We start from the raw sequence: 18,945 nt of genomic DNA on the forward strand, positions 1-18,945 counted from the left end.
TCAGAGAATTTCCGCATGCAACATTTACCCGGCAACCTGTTTATTCTGTCTGCGCCAAGCGGTGCCGGCAAATCGAGTTTAATCAATGCTTTACTGGCACAACATGCTGACATGCAACTCAGTGTGTCGCATACCACGCGGGCACCGCGCCCTGGTGAAACCGACGGCGTGCAGTATCATTTTGTCAGTGTGGAACAGTTTAAACAGCTGATTGCCGAAGGTGTGTTTCTGGAATGGGCCGAAGTTTTCGGCAATTATTACGGCACCTCGCGCCGTGCTATTGAAACTGAACTGGCCAAAGGCCGCGATGTGTTTCTCGACATCGACTGGCAGGGCGCTCAACAAATCCGGCCACAAGTGCCGGGTGTGTTATCGATTTTTATCCTGCCACCCAGCGTGGCCGAGCTGGAAAAACGCTTAAATGGCCGTGGCACCGACAGTGCCGAGACTATTGCCAAACGTATGCAGCAGGCGCACAGCGAAATCAGCCATGTCACTGAATATGATTATGTTTTAATCAACGACGACTTCCAGCAGTGTTTGCAGCAGTTTGCCGCTGTGGTGCTGGGCCAACGCCTGACGCTGGCCAAGCAGCAGCAAAAGCAAGCGGCCTTGTTCGCCAGCCTGTTGGCGACACCGGCAAAATAGCGTACACTAGCCGGCTTTGAACGAATCAGTCTTATCCCGGAGTGCAAAATGGCTCGCGTAACAGTCGAAGATGCAGTAAATCAAATTGGTAACCGTTTTGACCTGATCCTGGTCGCCGCACGCCGCGCCCGCCAGCTCTCAGTGGAAGGCAAAGAAGCGATGGTTGACATCGAAAACGACAAATCCACAGTGGTCGCCCTGCGCGAAATCGAAAAAGGCCTGATCACTGCCGACATCCTGGACCAACAGGAACGTCGTGACCAACTGCAACAGGAAGCATCTGAAATGGCCGCAGTTGCCGCCATCATCGGTTCAGATCACTAATCCTGCTCCATTGCCAACGGGGTCTCCCGTTGGCAAGCCTTGAAATTCCACGTATATTTGATTCTGTAAGCGGATATAACCCTGATATCCGGGCCCGGAGTCTCACACTGTGTATTTATTTGAAGGTCTGAAACAACAGATCAGCGCGTACTTGCCGCCCGAGCAGGTTGCCCTGGTGCAACAGGCCTATATCCTTGCGCGCGACGCGCATGCGCCGCAATTTCGCAGCAGCGGCGAGCCCTATATCACCCACCCGGTCGCCGTCACCAGTATTCTGGCCGACATGCGGATGGATCACGAAACGCTGATGGCCGCGTTGTGCCACGACGTGATTGAAGACACCGAATACAGCTTTGACGACCTGAAACAACGTTTCGGCAGCACTGTCGCCGAACTGGTGCAGGGTGTATCGAAACTCGATAAAGTAAAATTTAAAGATATCAAAGAGTTCGAAGTCACCAACCTGCAAAAAATGTTTCTGGCGATGACGCAGGACATCCGGGTCATTCTGATTAAACTGGCTGACCGCACCCACAATATGCGCACCATCGGCGCGTTAAAACCGGAAAAACGCCGCCGCATCGCCCGCGAAACTTTAGAGCTGTATGCCCCGATCGCCAACCGGCTCGGTATTCACAATATCAAAAATGAGCTGGAAGACTGGGGTTTCCGCGCTTTATATCCGATGCGCTATCGCGCGCTCGAAACCGCAGTGAAACAAGCGCGTGGCAACCGCAGCGAAATTATCGACAAAATTCAGAACGAAATTTCCGCGCGCATTCGTGATGCCGGCATTAACGCCGAAGTCAAAGGCCGGGAAAAACACCTGTACAGCATCTACCGTAAGATGAAAAGCAAAGAGCTGATGTTCAACGACGTGATGGACATTTATGGCTTTCGCGTCGTGGTCGACAGTGTCGATTCCTGTTACCGCGTACTCGGCGTCGTGCACAACCTGTACAAGCCTATCGAGATCCGTTTTAAAGATTACATCGCCATTCCAAAACAAAACGGTTATCAGTCGCTGCATACCTCGTTGATTGGCCCACACGGTATTCCGGTGGAAATTCAGATGCGCACCCGCGATATGGACGAAATGGCCGACAACGGCATCGCTGCACACTGGAAATATAAAAAATCCGGCGAACAAGGCGACAGCGCCGCGCAAATCCGCGCCCGGCGCTGGATGCAAAGCCTGCTGGAAATTCAGCAAAGCGCCGGCAACACCTATGAATTCGTCGAAAATGTCAAAACCGAGCTGTACCCGGACGAGCTCTATGTGTTTACGCCGAAAGGTAAAATCGTTGAGCTGCCGATTGGCGCCAACGCTGTCGATTTTGCTTATGCCGTACATACCGACATCGGGAATAAGTGCGTTGGTGTGCGGGTCGACCGCAAACCTTATCCGCTGACCAAAGCCTTAGAAACCGGCCAGACGGTCGAAATCATCACCAGCCCGGGCGGCAAACCCAATGCCAGCTGGCTGAACTATGTGGTGACCAGCCGCGCTATTATGAGCATCCGCAATTTCCTGAAAAAACAACAGCAAAGCGAAGCGGTGGCACTCGGTAAACGCCTGCTCGGCTCGGCGCTTGGTGAAGTTAAAATTGAGACCATTGCGCCGGAACGGATTGAACGGGTGCTGGCGCATACCACGAAAAAAACCCTGGACGAGCTCTATTCGGACATTGGCCTGGGCAATCAGCTGCCTATCGCCGTGGCGCGCAGGCTGCTCGGTGAATTTGATGAAGCAAGCCCAGTCGCACCGCAAGTCGTCAGCGATAATCCGCTGCCATCTAAAGTCAAAGCGGTGATTGTCGGCTCAGAAGGTTTACTCACCACTTTTGCCAAATGCTGCCGGCCTATTCCGGGCGACCCTATCGCCGCCAGCGCGTCACCGGGTAAAGGTCTGAATGTACACCGCGCTGAATGCCGTAATATCCGCGGCTGGGAAAAAGAGCCGGGCAAATACTTTCCGGTGAAATGGGATCAAACCAGCGACAAACAATTCCTGGTTGATATCCGTATTTTTATCGTCAACAAACAAGGCATGCTGGCCAAACTCACGACGGTGATTGCATCGCAGGACTCGAATATTCAGGACCTGTCGACCGACGACCGGGATTCCGGCGACTACGTGATTAAAATCACGCTGTCGGTGCGCGACCGCATTCATCTGGCCAACGTGATGCGCAAACTCCGGGTCACGCCGGATGTGATTAAAGTTTACAGAAGGAAGTAACCCCCATGTCAAAAGTGATTATCAGTACTGCCAATGCCCCGGCCGCGATCGGCACTTATTCGCAGGCAGTCAAAATTGGCACTACTGTGTATTTAAGTGGCCAAATCCCATTGGTGCCGGCCAGTATGCAAATGGTGTCAGAAGATTTTGCCGAGCAGGCGCATCAGGTGTTTAAAAACTTGTCTGCTGTTTGTGAAGCGGCCGGCGGTACTATCCAGGATATGGTCAAAGTGAACATTTTCCTGATTGATTTAAGCAAATTTGCCATCGTCAACGAAATCATGGCGCAGTATTTCAGCCAGCCTTATCCGGCGCGGGCTGCTGTACAGGTCAGCGCCTTACCGCGCGCCGCGCAGATTGAAATCGACGGTGTGATGGAGTTGCCATCAACCAACTAAGCCGTTGCCGGCGGTGGCTGACGCAGTCACTGCTGCTCACTTCATTGTTATTGTCGTCGGCGGTGCAGGCCGCAGACGACCAGCCAGTGCTGCACTGGTGCCTCGACCATTTCCCGCGTTTTCATGAGTTTCAGCGGCCGGACCGCCCGGTTGGCGCTTCCGTTGACCTGATGCAGGAACTGGCGCGTCGCGCCGGTTTTCGCATTGAATTTAGTCCCCGCACACCAGTCGCCCGCTGTTTCCGCCAAATCGCCAGCGGTGAAGCCGATTTGATGTCGAATCTGAATAAAACGCCGGAACGCGAAGCGATAATGCAGATGTTTCCATACAGCGAACGTATTCCGGAATCTTTGTACCAGCGTGGCGATGACCCGCGCACTATTAATCAGCTCAGTCAGCTGGAACATTTAACCTTAGCGACAGTGCGCAACTACGCCTATCATCCGGATCTGATGACCTTAATCCGTAATCTCGGCGCCAGCCGGCAGCTGGAAGTCGCCAGTATCGCCGCCGGTTTTGATGTGCTGGCCAAAGGCCGGGTCGATGGTTTAATAGTGCCGCGTTACAGCTCACTGGATTATTTGCATAACACACCGCGTCTACATCAGAAATTCAAACGCGCGCCGCTGATGCTGAAAACGGCCAAACCACAGTTTATTTATATTGGTTTTTCCAGGCACAGCCGCCACCCGCAACTGGCCGCCGACATTGAAAAAACCATCGCCGAGATGATGGCAGACGGAACTGTCAGCCGCTTATACGCACCGGACGCAAGCCAGGCCGACTTATCGGTGCTGGTCGGAAACTAGTCGACTGGCGTGCTGCCAGAAGGAGTTGCAGATGTCCGCATGGTTCAGCTTCAGCGCGCTGTTGGTGTTTTGCGGTTTGGCGCTGGTCAACCCTGCTGAAGCATCTCAGACTCCCGCCAAACCTGTGCTGCAATGGTGCCTGGATCATCTGCCGCCACGTCACAGCTATTTAGCCGGGCAGACACCCACCGGGCCTATGGTCGACATGATGCGTGAACTGGCCGATGCCAGCGGTTTTACCCTGACGTTCAGCCCGCCGACACCATTAAACCGCTGTCTGAAATTACTGGAGCAAGGCAAAACCGACCTGATGACCGGCCTGGTTGAGACTGAAGCGCGTCAGGCGGTGTATCTGATGGCGCCCTTTGATGAAGTGCGGATGAGCAGTATTTTTGTGGCGCCACACAGCCCGTTGATCCAACGTGAGCAGGATTTAAGTGGCCGTGTCGTGGTGCTGACCAAAGACCGCACTTACCCACCAGCCGTATTACAACGGCTGCCACAATTACAGATGACGGTGATTTGGGGCAAAGATTTGGAAAGTGCGCTGGCGTTATTGTTGTACCAACAAGCCGACATCTACATGGGGCCGCAACATTACACCGCGCTGGAATTGCAGAAAAATCCACGCTTTAGCACGCTGAAACTGAACAGCTGGCAACTGCCGGCAGACCGCTCGCAGCGCACTCACCTGGCGATGTCACGGTTAAGCCCGCATCAGGCGCTGTGGCCAAAAATCGACCAGGCACTGCAGCAAATGGTCGCCGCCAATAAAACGCATTTTTACTGAGCCTGCGCAATCGGCCACAGTTTTCCGTTATGATGCCGCCATGACTGTCTGTGGACCTGACTGAATTTGAGCCGGACCTCACTTGCCAATCTCGCCATCGTGCACCTCAAAGGGGTTGGCGCCAAAACTGCTGCGTTGCTGGAAAAACTCGGCCTGCATTCGGTGCAGGATATTTTATTCCACCTGCCACTACGCTATGAAGACCGCACCCGCGTCTGCCCTATCGCCGACACCTGGCCGGCGCAGCAGGTCAGTGTGCAGGGCGTGGTACAAAGCAGTGAGATCACTTTTGGCAAAAGACGCAGCTGGGTGGTAGTGCTGCGCGACGGTAGCGGCAGTATCACTTTACGTTTTTTCCATTTCAGCGCGGCGCAAAAGAACGCTGTGGAACCCGGCGTCACTCTGCGTTGTTTTGGCGAAGTCAAACGCGGCATGCGCGGCGTTGAGATGCTGCACCCGGAATACAAAATCATCAAAGACGACGCCGGCCCTGAACTGGCCGAATCGCTGACGCCCATCTACCCCACCACCGAAGGCTTGAAACAAGGCAGCTGGCGCACGCTGACCGAACAAGCCCTGACGGAGCTGCGCCGCGCTGCGCCAGAAGAATATCTGGCGCCATTATTCGCCCTGCAGGCGCAACATGCCGGCCATTGGCAGGCCTGGAGCCTCAGCGATGCGTTATTTTATCTGCACCGCCCGCCGCCGGATGCTTCTTTACAATTACTGGAACTGGGCCAGCATCCGGCGCAGCAGCGACTGATTTTTGAAGAATTGGTGGCGCAGCAGCTCAGTATGCTGCAGGTGCGCAGCCTGTCGCGTACTCAGGCCGCCCGGCCCATTCCGCCCGATCAGCAGCTGACGCCGCAACTGCTGGCCAGCCTGCCGTTTAGCCCGACCGGGGCGCAGCAACGTGTATTGCAGCAAATTCAGCAGGATCTGGCCCGCACTGAACCTATGCTGCGGCTGGTGCAAGGCGACGTTGGCTCAGGTAAAACTCTGGTCGCGTCGCTGGCTGCGCTGCCGGTGATCCAGGCCGGCTGGCAAGTCGCACTGATGGCGCCGACTGAACTTTTGGCCGAACAACATGCCACCACCTTCCGGCGCTGGCTGGAACCTTTAGGCGTGCAGATAGCCTGGCTCGGCGGCAAAACCAAAGGCAAAGCGCGTGACGCCGAGCTCGCCGCCATTGCTGATGGCAGCGCGCGGCTGGTGATTGGCACTCATGCGCTGTTTCAGCAGCAAGTACAGTTTGCCGCACTGGCGCTCGCTATCATCGACGAACAACACCGCTTTGGTGTGCATCAGCGGCTGGAACTCAGAGCCAAAGGTGAGCAACAGGGTTTTGCACCGCATCAGCTGGTGATGACGGCGACGCCGATCCCGCGCACGCTGGCGATGACCGCATACGCCGATTTGGACACCTCCATCATCGACGAGCTGCCGCCAGGTCGTACACCGGTGACGACTGTCGCCATTCCGGACACCCGCCGTGCAGAAGTGGTCAGCCGGGTGCGGCAAGTGGTGCAGGAACAAGGCCGCCAGGCCTATTGGGTCTGCACTTTGATTGACGAATCCGATGCGCTGCAATGTCAGGCCGCCGAAATCACCGCCGCCGAACTTGCGGCAGCCTTGCCGGAACTGAAAATTGGCCTGGTACACGGCCGGCTGAAAAGTAGCGACAAACAAGTGGTGATGCAGGCGTTTGCCGCGAACGAACTGCAGTTATTAGTCGCGACCACTGTGATTGAAGTGGGCGTCGATGTGCCGAACGCCAGTCTGATGATTATCGAAAACCCGGAGCGGCTTGGTCTGGCACAACTGCACCAGCTACGCGGCCGGGTCGGCCGTGGCAGCGCCGCCTCGCACTGTGTGCTGCTGTATCACGCGCCGCTGTCTCCCACAGCACAGGCCCGCTTAAGTGTGTTGCGCGACAGCAACGACGGTTTTGTTATCGCCCAGCGCGATTTAGAAATTCGTGGTCCGGGTGAACTGCTCGGCACCCGCCAGACCGGCCTCGCCAGTTACCGCATCGCCGATTTAAGCCGCGATCAGGATTTGATCCCGGCCGCGCAACAAACAGCCCAGTTGCTGTGGCAGCAGGATCGCCGTGGCAGCGAAGCGCTGATCCGCCGCTGGCTTGGTTATCGGGAAATCTATGCGCAGGCCTGAATCAGTCCCTAAATCCGTGAATAACCATGAAAAATGCGCTGAGACACCGATGTACAACCGGTTGGCATTGATATACTGTGCTTTTCATCAAACAGGCACGGCTTTGAACAACTGATGAGTATTGAGTACAAAACCCGCACCCAGGTAGTGGTTGAAGTGATCCGGCAGAAAATTCTGTCCGGCGCGATTAAAGGTGGTGAACCGCTGCGTCAGGCCGCCCTGGCCGAAGAGTTAAATGTCAGTCGCATTCCGGTCCGCGAAGCGTTGCTGCAACTGGAAGCCGAAGGTCTGGTCGAGTTTGAAGCGCATAAAGGCGCTACCGCCACCCGCTTATCTGCCGATCAGGTCACTGAGTTGTTTGAACTCAGAGCCATGCTGGAAACCGATTTGCTGCGCCGCGCTGTGCCGTTGCTGACCGAAGCTGATCTTGCTGCAGCTGAAGTGCTGCGCAGCCAAATGGCCGATGCTTATCAACAGCAAGACAGCGCCGGTAGCTGGAGTGTGCTGAATACTCAGTTCCATTTAACCTTGTACCGCGCTGCTAACCGGCCCTTAAGTTTTGAACTGGTGCAGCAACTGCTGACCACCTCCGATCGCTATATCCGCATGCATCTGATGCTGGCCGGTGGTGTACAAAAAGCCGATCCTGAGCACAGTGAACTGCTGAAATTGTGCCGTGACGGTCAGACTGAAGCCGCCTGTGCCCTGCTTACCCAACATATCCTCGGCGCCGCCGGTGAAGTGAAACAAATAGTCGCCAGCCTGAGCAACTGATCCGCCAATTTGCCGGTCGATCCAACGTCTTTTCAGCATGAACTCAGCCGGTCGACGACCGGCGGATCAAGCTGTTACAGCAGTCTTTACTGCTGTAACCCGGCATTTGCGGCGGCAAAATAAGACAGTTAGATGAAACTGCCCGGATCATTGCTTTTTTTTCGGGCAAATCGAAATAAAATCCTGTATATTGTCGCCCTATTTTCTAACCCCTAGCTTAATCGAGATGACTATGTCAGCAGATTTATCCTTATACAGAAACATTGGTATCTTCGCTCACGTTGATGCCGGTAAAACCACCACGACCGAACGTATCCTGAAACTGACCGGTAAAATCCACAAGCTGGGCGAAGTTCACGAAGGTGAATCAACCACAGACTTCATGGTGCAGGAAGCCGAGCGCGGTATCACTATCCAGTCAGCCGCTGTTACCTGTTTCTGGAAAGGTCACCGTTTCAACGTGATCGACACCCCAGGCCACGTTGACTTCACAGTTGAAGTTTACCGTTCTCTGAAAGTTCTGGACGGTGGTATCGGTGTATTCTGTGGTTCAGGTGGTGTAGAACCTCAATCTGAAACCAACTGGCGTTATGCCAACGATGCGAAAGTATCGCGTCTGATCTTCGTAAACAAACTGGACCGTATCGGTGCAGACTTCATCCGCGTAACAGAGCAAGTTAAAAAAGTTCTGGGCGCTCAGCCACTGATCATGACTTTACCAATCGGCCGTGAAGATACCTTCAAAGGCGTGGTAGACCTGCTGAGCGAAAAAGCTTACGTATGGGATGAATCTGGCCTGCCAGAAAACTACACAGTGACTGACATCCCGGCTGACATGCTGGAAGATGTTGCTATGTACCGCGAACAGCTGATCGAAACTGCCGTTGAGCAAGACGATGACCTGCTGATGGCGTACATGGAAGGCGAAATGCCAACTGTGGAACAAGTCAAAGCCTGTATCCGTAAAGGTACCCGCGAACTGGCGTTCTTCCCAACTTACTGTGGTTCAGCTTTCAAAAACAAAGGTATGCAGTTAGTTCTGGACGCCGTTGTTGATTACCTGCCAAACCCAACAGAAGTAAATCCACAGCCACTGACTGACGAAGACGGTGCTGAGACTGGCGAACACGCGCTGGTTTCTGCTGACGAGCCATTCCGCGCGCTGGCATTCAAAATCATGGACGACCGTTTCGGCGCCCTGACCTTTATCCGTATCTACTCTGGCGTGCTGAACAAAGGCGACACAGTTCTGAACTCTTACACTGGTAAGACTGAACGTATCGGCCGGATGGTAGAAATGAACGCGAACGACCGTACTGATCTGACAACAGCTCAGGCCGGTGACATCATCGCGCTGGTTGGTCTGAAAAACAACACACAAACTGGTCACACCCTGTGTGATCCAAAATCACCATGTACCTTAGAACCAATGGTATTCCCAGAGCCGGTAATCTCTATCTCTGTCACGCCAAAAGACAAAGGCGGCATGGAGAAGATGTCTGTTGCTATCGGTAAGATGGTTGCAGAAGATCCAACGTTCCGCGTTGAGACTGACCAGGATTCTGGCGAAACAATTCTGAAAGGCATGGGCGAACTGCACTTAGATATCAAAGTCGACATCCTGAAACGGACTTACGGCGTTGAACTGATTGTTGGTCAGCCACAGGTTGCTTACCGTGAAACTATCACCCGTGAAGTTGAAGACAGCTACACGCACAAGAAACAATCTGGTGGTTCAGGTCAATACGGTAAGATCGACTACCGCATTCGTCCGGGCGCGCCAAATTCTGGCTACACCTTCAAATCAACAGTAGTTGGTGGCAGCGTTCCAAAAGAATTCTACCCAGCGATCGAGAAAGGCTTCGCTTCTATGATGTCTACAGGCACCATGGCTGGCTTCCCGGTTCTGGACGTAGAAGTTGAACTGTTCGACGGTGGTTTCCACGCAGTTGACTCCTCAGCTATCGCATTCGAAATCGCTGCCAAAGGCGCATTCCGTCAGTCAATTCCAAAAGCTGGTCCACAGCTGCTGGAACCAATCATGAAAGTCGACGTCTTCACACCAGAAGACCACGTTGGTGACGTGATCGGTGACTTAAACCGTCGTCGTGGCATGATCTCTGGTCAAGAGTCAGGCGCAACTGGCGTGCGTATCAAGGCAACAGTGCCGCTGTCAGAGATGTTCGGTTATATCTCTACGCTGCGTACTATGACTTCTGGCCGTGGCCAGTTCTCTATGGAATTCGATCACTACGCTCCATGCCCGTCTAACGTGGCTGACGCTGTTATCGCCAAAGAGAAAGAAAAGAAAGCTGCCGCTGCTAAAAACTAATTAGCACGCAGTTAAAAAGAAGCCCCGCAATTGCGGGGCTTTTTGTTTTATGAACGCTCAAATAGCTTTATTGACCAAAATTCTGCCAGCATAAAGGCCGGACAAAGCGCTGATACGCCGCAGTGCCGACCGCTGTAAAGCGTAAGTCAGTGCTGGCCGGAAAAGGCCCGCCATGCTGCATCGCGCTGCAGACTTCGACCCCGGTCGGCATCTGATTACGGATCAGCCGGCCACAACAATCAGCAAGCAGCGGTAACAATGGCTGCAGCGCCTGTAAGTCCTTGTCAGTGCCATAAACAGTGCAGGTCAGCTGGCCTTTGAGCGTCGGCAAAATTGCCTCTAATTCTGCCAGCATCCGGTAACGGATAAGCACTGTCGCGGGTCCAAACACTTCATGCTGTAACTGCGGCACTTCATGCCAACGCGCCGCGTCGGTGATAAAAAGTCGTGGCAACACCTGACAGCCCTTTTCCACCAGCGCTGACCGCCCCTCGGCAAGCTGTGTCACGCCCGGCAGGCCATTGAGCACAGCACAGCTGTGCCGGTAACCTTCAGCGATTTTTGCCGTCAGTAAAGTCACCAGCGACGTTGCGGTGAAACTGCCGGCGAGCGTATCCAGCATAGCGCCGGTTTCTGGCTGATCCGGGATAAACACCAGACCAGGCCGGGTACAGAACTGACCATTGCCCTGCAGCACCGACTGCGCCAGCGCTGTAGCAAAAGCGGTACCATGCAGCGCCAGCTGTTCTGGCAATAGCAGCAGCGGGTTTTGCGAACCCAGTTCACCATAAAACGGTACTGGCACCGACCGCTGCTGAATCAACTTTTGAAAATGCAGCCCAAGCTGTTCCGAGCCGGTAAAAGCCACGGCTTTGACCACCGGATGCTGTAACAGCTGCGCCGAGAAATCATGGCGCTGGGCATACACCAGTTGAAACACACCGGCCGGTAAACCACAGGTCAACCGGGCTTTGTCTATCGCCTGCGCCACCAATGCCGAAGTCGCCGGATGGGCATTGTGCGCTTTAACAATCACCGGACAACCGGCCGCCAGCGCACTGGCGGTATCGCCACCGGCCACCGAAAACGCCAGCGGAAAATTACTGGCGGCAAATACCAGCACAGGCCCAAGCGGCACAGACTCGAGCCGGAGCTCAGGTGCCGGTAAGGGGACACGTTGTGGTTGCGCCGGCAGATAAGTGCTGGCTGCCGGCTCGTCTAACAAGCCGGCAAACAGCCGCAGCTGGTTGCAGGTGCGGCCACGTTCGCCTTCAACCCGCGCCTGCGGCAACGCAGTTTCCGCCATCACGGTCTCAACCAAGACGCTGCCAAGCGCTTCTATCTCAACAGCGATTTGACGTAAAAATGCCGCACGCACTGCACGGCTGCACTGACGATACTCAGCAAAAGCTGCTTGTGCGCTCTGCATCAGCGCCTGCAATTCTGCCGGGCCCGCTTCGGGGAAAGTCCAGGGCAAGGCGCGGTTTTCTGCCGGCATATAACTGTGAAATGCAGCGGTCGCTTCGCCTTGCCAGACGCCGTGTATCAGGTGGCGACCGGCGAATGGCGTATTGCTGTCCTGCAGCTGAAATAAAGCATGGTCTGACATTAACGCACCTCAAAACCAAAAGCATAAGGGTCGGCATCATCGACGCGGATTTGGTTGGCGCCATAGACATGGGCCCAGCCGGCGATGGATGGGAACATTGCGGCAATGCCAGCCACTTCGGTCGCCGCTTCCACCACACCGGTGAACTGGCTGCCGATGATACTTTCATGGACAAAACGGTCGCCGACCTTTAAATCACCGCGGGCATACAGCTGCGCCATCCGTGCACTGGTGCCGGTGCCACAGGGTGAACGGTCGATAGCACCATCGCCGTAAAACACCGCGTTGGCAGCATCAGAGCCCGGCGTTTTTGGCTTGCCGGTCCACTGCACATGACTGATACCGGCAATACTGGCATCAAGCGGATGCACACAAGAATAATGCTGATTGGCGATGCTGCGCACCACGGGGCTCCAGCGCAGCACATCGGCGGCCGTCCAGTGCTCAAGACCGGGGAAATTGGCCTGCGGCTCAACAATCAGATAAAAATTACCACCGTAAGCCACATCAAATTTGATCAGGCCTAGGCCTGGCACTTCAATTTCACCGCCTTTAATCGCCAAAAAAGACGCCACATTGCGGATTTTCACTGAAGTGACTTTGTCACCATCGCGCTGATAGCTGATACGGACCTGACCGGCCGGCACATCCAATAGCAGCTGACCTGGTATTTTTGGGGTGATGAGGCCCGCTTCCAGTGCCGCCGTGACAGTGCCTATAGTGCCGTGTCCACACATCGGCAAACAGCCGCTGGTTTCGATAAACAGCACCGAGGCATCGGCATCGCTGCTGCACGGTGGGTATAAAAAAGCGCCGGACATCATGGCGTGGCCACGCGGTTCAAACATCAGCGCCTGCCGGATCCAGTCAAACCGGGCGAGAAAATCCAGCCGTTTTTCGCTCATGGTCTGACCGTTTAACTGCGGATGACCGCTGGTCACCAGCCGTACCGGATTACCGCAGGTGTGGGCGTCGATACAAAAAAAGGTACCTTTTAGCATACTGCTGCTCCTGAAAACCGCGTGGGCCGCGCTGTTATTGATTCAGCAAACGCTGATAGTGGCTCAGATCCGGCCGGCTCGCGAGTGCATCAGCCACAACTTTTTCCACATAAGCGCGCTCGTCACCAATCAGCGTCAGCCGTGGCAGACGCACCTGCTCGCTACCGCGCCCGACCAACTGCTCGGCAAACTTGATGCATTGCACCAGCGTCGGGATCGTATCGAGCCGCAGCAACGGCATAAACCAGCGATAAATCTCGCGGGCTTCTTTTAAGTAACCGGCGCGGGCCAGCGCAAATAACGTCCCGGATTCACGTGGGAACACGTTAGTAAGACCCGAGATCCAGCCGGTAGCGCCAAGCAGTACAGATTCGAGCGCAATATCGTCAACACCGCAGAAAATAATAAAACGCTCGCCGAAGCGGCTTTGCAGCTCGGTGATGCGACGAGTGTCAGTAGTGGATTCTTTAATTGCGACGATATTCGGCTCTTCCGCCAGAATCGCCGTCATCTGCAGATTAATATCTACGCCATAACTGACCGGATTGTTATAAATCATGATCGGCAATTTCGTGGCACGGGCGACCGTCTGATAATGCACCAGCACTTCGCGATCAGTGCCACGGTACACCACGGCTGGCAGCAGCATAATGCCAGACACGCCAATCTGTTCGGCGGCCTGCACATAGGTGATTGCATCTGTTGCGCTATGCTCAGTACAACCAGCGATCACCGGAATACGGCCAGCGACGGTTTGCACTGTGTGACGTAAAAATTCCAGCTTCTCCGCCGCGCTTAACGACGCATTTTCGCCGATAGTGCCAAGCGCAATAATGCCGTCGATGCCATCTGCAATCAGCTGTTCCAGCATGCGCTGATTGGCGGCAAAGTTAATAGTTCCATCAGCATGGAACTGAGTAGAAATCGCCGGGAACACACCCGCCCATTGTGGGCGATTGGCCATTACCGGGGTAGAACAAGCAGCAGACATCACAGTACTCCTGAAATACAGTTTGACGAACCATTCGATATTTAGGATATTGTATACAATCTTACAAAAGCAAGAGAATTCGACAAATGAATATAGCGTCACAGGCCAAAGTTGCAGTGATTGGCGCCGGTATTGTCGGCCTGACGACCGCATTGCAATTGCAGCGCGCTGGCCTTTCGGTGGTGCTGCTGGATGCGCAGGGCCCAGGCAGTGGCTGTTCCCGCGGCAATGCCGGTCACTTCGCGACCGAACAGGTGTTTCCACTTGCATCCATCGCGGTATTACGCCAGTTGCCGGCCATGCTGTTGGACCCAACGGGCCCGCTGCGCCTGCGTGCCGGTTATTTTTTTAAAGCTTTACCCTGGTTGCTGCGTTTTGTCGCCAACGTGCGACCTGCCCGGCAACAAGCCCTGCAGCAGGCGCTGAGTGCATTAAACGCGCAGGCGTTACCAGCCTGGCAACGGCTGTTGCCGCAGGCAGAAGCGACGGATTTAGTAACGTTTCGCGGCGCTTTGCTGGTGTCAGAACAACCCGGTCTAATCAATCTGGCACAGACATTTCGCCAATATCAAGACGCCGGCATCATGGTGAACTGGCTGGAGCAAGCAGCCTTGCGCTCACGCGAACCGGCGCTTAGCACTGCGGTGCAAGGCGCTATTGAGTTTCCGGATGTGGCGCACACAGTGGATCCTTATGTGCTGTGTTTGCGACTGCATCAGCAATTTATTGCTTTGGGTGGCCTGTTCCGGCAGCAACAGGTGCAGCGCATCCGGCCATGCAACAGCGGCTATCAGCTTGACCTGACGACGGACCCGAAAATCCCGCAGTCAGGCCCAGGCGAACTCACACTGCAGACCAGTAAGCTGGTGATTTGTGCCGGTGCCGCATCGCATCAGTTGTGTGCGGAATTGGGTTATCGGGTGCCGTTAGAGGCAGAACGCGGTTACCATCTGATGACCCAAAGCCGGCCGTTGCAATGCCCGGTCAGTTCGCTGGAGCGCAAGTTTATTATGACACCGATGCAACACGGCTTGCGGTTGGCTGGGACAGTGGAATTTGCCGGCATCAACAGTGCACCGGACTATCGGCGGGCCAGCGTGTTATTGCAGCACGCCAATCAGTTGCTGGCAGAACCGACCTCGGCCAATCCGGCACTGGAACCCTGGGCCGGCAACCGGCCGTCATTACCGGATTCGCTGCCGGTGTTAGGGCAGGCGCCGCGCCATCCCGGGATCTATCTGAACTTTGGTCATCAGCACCTGGGGCTGACCTGGGCGGCGCTGACCGCCGAACTCACCAGTGCGCTGCTGCTGGGGCAAACGCCGGGGCTTGATCTCAGCCCTTATCGCATCGACCGGTTTTAACCAGATACCAAGCGGTTAACGCGGGCGGCGCAAATGGCGCCAGGCGTCAAATGAATACAAACACAAGGCTGTCCAGATAAAACCAAAGGTCAGTAATTTGCTCGGGTCCAATGGTTCGTTGTATAAAAACACGCCAAAAATAAACATAAAACTGGGGCCTATGTACTGAAAAAAGCCCATGGTTGATAACTGCAGGCGCTTGGCCGCCGCGATAAAACACAGCAGCGGCACTGTAGTCACGACACCAGCGGCGACCAGCCACAGGTTCAGGCTCAGCGGGTTTTGCGTTAAATCGGCATAAGGACTGTCGGCAAACTGACTCCAGTACAGCAGCGCCAGCGGCATCAGCAATAAAGACTCAATAAACAGGCCGCCAATCGCATCGGTCGCCAGTTTTTTACGAAACAAACCGTACAGCGCAAAACTGCCGGCCAGCACCAGCGCTATCCAGGGCAAAGAACCAAAATGAATCAGTTGCAGTAAAACACCGGCAAAAGCCAATCCTACTGCGGCCCATTGCGCCGGACGCAGACGCTCACCGAGAAACAACATGCCGAGCAGAATATTCAGCAGCGGATTGATGTAATAACCGAGACTGGCGTCGAGCATGTGGTGATTATTCACCGCCCAGATAAACAGTCCCCAGTTCCCCGCCAGCAATAACGCTGTGCCCAGCATGGCCAGCACCATCTTCGGTTTCTGCAGCACGGCAACAACTTTGGGCCATTGCTGCAACAACGTCAGCACCAATGCGAGCAGGGCAAAAGACCAGACAATGCGGTGCAGCAGAATTTCTACCGCTGGCACTTCATCTATCTGTTTGAAATATAAAGGGGCAACGCCCCACAAGGTATACGCAGTGGCGGCAAATGCGCCGCCGATTTTCTGTTCGTGCGTCAATGACATGAGTAGATTCGCCTGGTACCGGCAACACGGGCGTTTTATCCGATATAAAACCGCAGTGCCGGTAAAACCGGCATTTTAGCTGAAGCCCGCTGATGCGGATATCGGACAATCGGCAACGGATTGTTTTTTGAGGAAAACAATTGGCCGGTGTTTGCCACTGCAATGGCCAGCAGTGCTAGTGTGGCGGTGCAACTTCGTCCGTGGAGAGCACGGCTTCCGAAATCCGCACATCACCACAAGCTGAACTTTTGTCGTACAGATAACGGGGACTCTGGCAAAACTCAACGCAGTCGCGCTCCCGTAAATTAAACATCAGCCGCATCAGTTCACCGACTGTTTTTCCGCCGTATTCAGGTAACAGCGTATATTCGACCCGGATCACGGCGGCCACATCCACCGCAGTGTCGTTGAACAATGGCTGCAAATAATACAATTGCAGCGGCTTCGCCTCGCCGGCAAAGCGTTGCTGCAAATAACTCTGGTAAAAAGTGGCGGCGTCGGCACCAAACTGATAAGTGTAGCGATGATAGTCGCGACCGGCATCCGGGGCATCAATCTGTTGCAGCGTCAGTGCAAAAGCTTTCGTCTGTAGTTGCGCACCAGCCATATAGACCAGCTCCGCGCTTGCAGCTGCAGCAGCAGGCCCCAGCTCCCGCCGGCTGAGCAGATGTAAACGCCACTGCCGGATATCAGAGGTTTGCAATTCGGCGGTAAAATAGACGCTTTGTATCCATTGCGGATATTGCTGTCGTAATGCCAGCGGCTGTGCTTTCCAGCTGGCCGCCCCCGCCTCCACCGTTGCCTGTTTCATCTTGCCGAGCACAGTGCAGCCAGCGTTCGATAGCAGCAACAGTATCAGCAACCAGAATTTACCAAAATGCACAGACCTCATCAGCCCCTCGATATAACTCAGCAGTTTGCATGATGGCGAAACAACAACGAATCCCACTCTGAGTGGCCAGACAAAACCTTTACACGTCTGAGGTGTGCGGTATCAAAGTCAGGAGTCAAACCTCAACCGGCCTTCAAACCCGCACAACAGTGCAGCTACTTGTCAGCCATCAAACCGCAAAGTTTAATATCAACAAAAACACTAAGGCTACCGCAGCAACATTAACATCAAAAAATTATCAAAATAAACAATTTTTTATCAAGCTCGCAATCGGCGGTATTGCTCTGCTGTTTGCTCAGAGCTCTGTAGCGGAGGAATAAGCTGAAGCAAGGTGTGCCTTTGTGGCGTTGGGCAGTTTTCGTGGGGTTCTCCTGCCCGGTGGAACGGCTGGCGTGATGTCGGCAGCAAGCCAAATTGTTGGCTTGCTGAAATCCCTCCCCCGGCCTTCGCCAGAGCCGAAGAACAGTCTTTCGCACAGCTCAAGACGCCTATCCGGCAACAGGCAACATTAGTTGCCTGCTGAAACCCCGCCCCGGCCCTTCACAGAGCTCAGGGCGTAAAAATGGCAAGATGCCAAACTTTTGGCATCTTGAAACCCCATTTTCACCCCACCAGATAAGTGCCGGTGCCGAGAGCTATGTGCAGGCCTTCGTTGTTGTGCAGTTCCATCCGGCAAACGCAGACTTTATTGCCGGAGCGGATCACTTGTGCCGTGGCGATGAATTCAGCGCCACGGCCTGGCCGCAGATAGTCGGTGCGAATATCAATAGTGCTCATTTTGCCGAGTTTGGCAGCAAGTTGGCTGTGATCTGTGGTATCGAGCCGTACCAGCGCACTGGATACCGCCATAATACCGCCAACTACATCCAGCACTGACGCGATCACACCGCCATGCAGGATTTGTTGCACCGGATTGCCGACCAGTTCAGTTTTCCAGTCAAAGCGTACTTCGGCACGTTCGGCAGAAAACTCCGTAACCCGCAGTCCTAACAGCTGATTAAACGGCATTTGCTGGAAGACCGAAGCAATAAAAGGCAATAAGTCGGTTGTTTGCATCGAAATGTCCGCCTCAGATTTTTATCAGTGTCCAGCATCCCTAAACTGGTACGAGCAGTCAATATAAGTTTTTTGAGAGCATTGCCGTGTGGCATCGGTTCAGTGCGGGCACACCGGAATGTTAAAAAAATAACAAATAAATCACTTTTTTATCATCATAGCGCGAAGTTATCTGATCAAAACCGCATAACCTGAACACACAGCGAGCCACAACCTGCACTGGTCACGGCATCCTGTATTAGCAGACAGGCCTGTCTGCCTTTCCCCGTCACTCTATAAGGAATCAGTTATGAAGTTCCAGACTCAGTTACGTATGATCGCAATCAGCGCTTTAACTGCCGCCAGCCTGCAATCTACTCAGGCGGCTCCGACCTATGACGATTGTGTTGATCTGCGCATCTTGTGTGAACAAGGCGATAATAACGCCTGTCGTTTAGCCAATGGTGTCTGCTCCAGAATGTATGGCCTCGCGCAGCCAGGCGAAGAACCAGACCAGCAAAAACGCGACGAAGAATAACTCATGTATCAGCAGATGCCTGCCGGCATCTGCTGCCTTTCCCTGGCGCTTGCCACACCTTCCCTTGTTGATTTTGCTCCTGTCAGTGGTCAGTGGTAATCTGCGATGAACACAAACATG

General features: G+C 54.4%; 17 protein-coding genes. 11 read left to right on the top strand and 6 right to left on the bottom strand.

Annotation, left to right across the window (positions count from 1 at the left end):
* Positions 1-15 precede the first annotated feature (15 nt).
* The 9 genes from gmk to fusA all read left to right on the top strand — a co-directional run bounded on the left by gmk (position 16) and on the right by fusA (position 10,489).
* Complete coding sequence (gmk, locus tag ABNT34_RS08875) at positions 16-648, top strand: guanylate kinase (RefSeq protein WP_348730751.1); 633 nt, start codon at positions 16-18, stop codon at positions 646-648.
* A 48-nt stretch (positions 649-696) separates the two neighbouring features.
* Positions 697-972: a DNA-directed RNA polymerase subunit omega gene (rpoZ, locus tag ABNT34_RS08880; RefSeq protein WP_031569906.1), complete on the top strand. Its 276-nt coding sequence runs from the start codon at positions 697-699 to the stop codon at positions 970-972.
* Positions 973-1,081: 109 nt separating this feature from the next.
* Positions 1,082-3,214, top strand: coding sequence for a bifunctional GTP diphosphokinase/guanosine-3',5'-bis pyrophosphate 3'-pyrophosphohydrolase (spoT, locus tag ABNT34_RS08885; protein WP_348730754.1), 2,133 nt, complete (start codon positions 1,082-1,084; stop codon positions 3,212-3,214).
* A gap of 5 nt (positions 3,215-3,219) precedes the next feature.
* Positions 3,220-3,612 (top strand): RidA family protein, encoded by a 393-nt coding sequence (locus ABNT34_RS08890; protein WP_348730756.1) that lies wholly within the window; start codon positions 3,220-3,222, stop codon positions 3,610-3,612.
* A gap of 44 nt (positions 3,613-3,656) precedes the next feature.
* Positions 3,657-4,421 carry a transporter substrate-binding domain-containing protein gene (locus tag ABNT34_RS08895; protein WP_348730758.1) on the top strand — a complete coding sequence of 255 codons (765 nt, stop codon included), beginning with the start codon at positions 3,657-3,659 and terminating at the stop codon, positions 4,419-4,421.
* 31 nt (positions 4,422-4,452) lie between these two features.
* Complete coding sequence (locus ABNT34_RS08900; protein ID WP_348730760.1) at positions 4,453-5,211, top strand: transporter substrate-binding domain-containing protein; 759 nt, start codon at positions 4,453-4,455, stop codon at positions 5,209-5,211.
* Between the two features lie 66 nt (positions 5,212-5,277).
* A complete protein-coding gene (gene recG / locus ABNT34_RS08905; RefSeq protein ID WP_348730762.1) occupies positions 5,278-7,383 on the top strand; it encodes an ATP-dependent DNA helicase RecG in 2,106 nt (701 codons plus the stop codon).
* A gap of 114 nt (positions 7,384-7,497) precedes the next feature.
* Positions 7,498-8,157, top strand: a complete 660-nt coding sequence (locus ABNT34_RS08910; RefSeq protein ID WP_348730764.1) for a GntR family transcriptional regulator — start codon at positions 7,498-7,500, stop codon at positions 8,155-8,157.
* Between the two features lie 232 nt (positions 8,158-8,389).
* On the top strand, positions 8,390-10,489 hold the full coding sequence (fusA, locus tag ABNT34_RS08915; RefSeq protein WP_348730766.1) for an elongation factor G: 2,100 nt from the start codon (positions 8,390-8,392) through the stop codon (positions 10,487-10,489).
* A gap of 67 nt (positions 10,490-10,556) precedes the next feature.
* Here the strand turns inward: fusA and ABNT34_RS08920 are convergent, their stop codons facing one another.
* The 3 genes from ABNT34_RS08920 to dapA are packed head-to-tail and all read right to left on the bottom strand — an operon-like array spanning position 10,557 to position 14,090.
* A complete protein-coding gene (locus ABNT34_RS08920) occupies positions 10,557-12,098 on the bottom strand; it encodes an aldehyde dehydrogenase (NADP(+)) (RefSeq protein WP_348730768.1) in 1,542 nt (513 codons plus the stop codon).
* The gene (locus ABNT34_RS08925; RefSeq protein ID WP_348730770.1) at positions 12,098-13,099 is read right to left on the bottom strand and encodes a 4-hydroxyproline epimerase; all 1,002 of its coding nucleotides are present in this window, start codon (positions 13,097-13,099) and stop codon (positions 12,098-12,100) included. Before ABNT34_RS08925 ends, ABNT34_RS08920 begins: the two co-directional genes overlap by 1 nt.
* 34 nt (positions 13,100-13,133) lie before the next feature.
* Positions 13,134-14,090, bottom strand: a complete 957-nt coding sequence (gene dapA / locus ABNT34_RS08930) for a 4-hydroxy-tetrahydrodipicolinate synthase (RefSeq protein ID WP_348730772.1) — start codon at positions 14,088-14,090, stop codon at positions 13,134-13,136.
* Between the two features lie 86 nt (positions 14,091-14,176).
* Between dapA and ABNT34_RS08935 the strand changes: the two genes are divergently transcribed.
* Positions 14,177-15,454 carry an FAD-dependent oxidoreductase gene (locus ABNT34_RS08935; protein ID WP_348730774.1) on the top strand — a complete coding sequence of 426 codons (1,278 nt, stop codon included), beginning with the start codon at positions 14,177-14,179 and terminating at the stop codon, positions 15,452-15,454.
* Positions 15,455-15,469: 15 nt separating this feature from the next.
* Here ABNT34_RS08935 and rarD read toward each other — a convergent pair whose 3' ends face one another.
* From rarD to ABNT34_RS08950, 3 genes are all read right to left on the bottom strand, one after another.
* Positions 15,470-16,360, bottom strand: coding sequence for an EamA family transporter RarD (gene rarD / locus ABNT34_RS08940; protein ID WP_348730776.1), 891 nt, complete (start codon positions 16,358-16,360; stop codon positions 15,470-15,472).
* 175 nt (positions 16,361-16,535) lie between these two features.
* Complete coding sequence (locus tag ABNT34_RS08945; protein ID WP_348730778.1) at positions 16,536-17,171, bottom strand: hypothetical protein; 636 nt, start codon at positions 17,169-17,171, stop codon at positions 16,536-16,538.
* A gap of 684 nt (positions 17,172-17,855) precedes the next feature.
* Positions 17,856-18,308, bottom strand: a complete 453-nt coding sequence (locus ABNT34_RS08950; protein WP_348730780.1) for a thioesterase family protein — start codon at positions 18,306-18,308, stop codon at positions 17,856-17,858.
* 289 nt (positions 18,309-18,597) lie between these two features.
* Between ABNT34_RS08950 and ABNT34_RS08955 the strand changes: the two genes are divergently transcribed.
* Complete coding sequence (locus tag ABNT34_RS08955) at positions 18,598-18,825, top strand: hypothetical protein (protein WP_348730782.1); 228 nt, start codon at positions 18,598-18,600, stop codon at positions 18,823-18,825.
* Positions 18,826-18,945 lie beyond the last annotated feature (120 nt).

Source organism: Rheinheimera texasensis (assembly GCF_964031785.1).
GTDB classification, from domain to species: domain Bacteria; phylum Pseudomonadota; class Gammaproteobacteria; order Enterobacterales; family Alteromonadaceae; genus Pararheinheimera; species Pararheinheimera texasensis_A.

Coding starts and splice junctions, on each gene's coding strand:
- gmk (WP_348730751.1), top strand. CDS start 16: ATGCAACATTTACCCGGCAACCTGTTTATTCTGTCTGCGCCAAGCGGT.
- rpoZ (WP_031569906.1), top strand. CDS start 697: ATGGCTCGCGTAACAGTCGAAGATGCAGTAAATCAAATTGGTAACCGT.
- ABNT34_RS08890 (WP_348730756.1), top strand. CDS start 3,220: ATGTCAAAAGTGATTATCAGTACTGCCAATGCCCCGGCCGCGATCGGC.
- ABNT34_RS08900 (WP_348730760.1), top strand. CDS start 4,453: ATGTCCGCATGGTTCAGCTTCAGCGCGCTGTTGGTGTTTTGCGGTTTG.
- ABNT34_RS08910 (WP_348730764.1), top strand. CDS start 7,498: ATGAGTATTGAGTACAAAACCCGCACCCAGGTAGTGGTTGAAGTGATC.
- fusA (WP_348730766.1), top strand. CDS start 8,390: ATGTCAGCAGATTTATCCTTATACAGAAACATTGGTATCTTCGCTCAC.
- ABNT34_RS08920 (WP_348730768.1), bottom strand. CDS start 12,098: ATGTCAGACCATGCTTTATTTCAGCTGCAGGACAGCAATACGCCATTC.
- ABNT34_RS08925 (WP_348730770.1), bottom strand. CDS start 13,099: ATGCTAAAAGGTACCTTTTTTTGTATCGACGCCCACACCTGCGGTAAT.
- dapA (WP_348730772.1), bottom strand. CDS start 14,090: ATGTCTGCTGCTTGTTCTACCCCGGTAATGGCCAATCGCCCACAATGG.
- ABNT34_RS08935 (WP_348730774.1), top strand. CDS start 14,177: ATGAATATAGCGTCACAGGCCAAAGTTGCAGTGATTGGCGCCGGTATT.
- rarD (WP_348730776.1), bottom strand. CDS start 16,360: ATGTCATTGACGCACGAACAGAAAATCGGCGGCGCATTTGCCGCCACT.
- ABNT34_RS08945 (WP_348730778.1), bottom strand. CDS start 17,171: ATGAAACAGGCAACGGTGGAGGCGGGGGCGGCCAGCTGGAAAGCACAG.
- ABNT34_RS08950 (WP_348730780.1), bottom strand. CDS start 18,308: ATGCAAACAACCGACTTATTGCCTTTTATTGCTTCGGTCTTCCAGCAA.
- ABNT34_RS08955 (WP_348730782.1), top strand. CDS start 18,598: ATGAAGTTCCAGACTCAGTTACGTATGATCGCAATCAGCGCTTTAACT.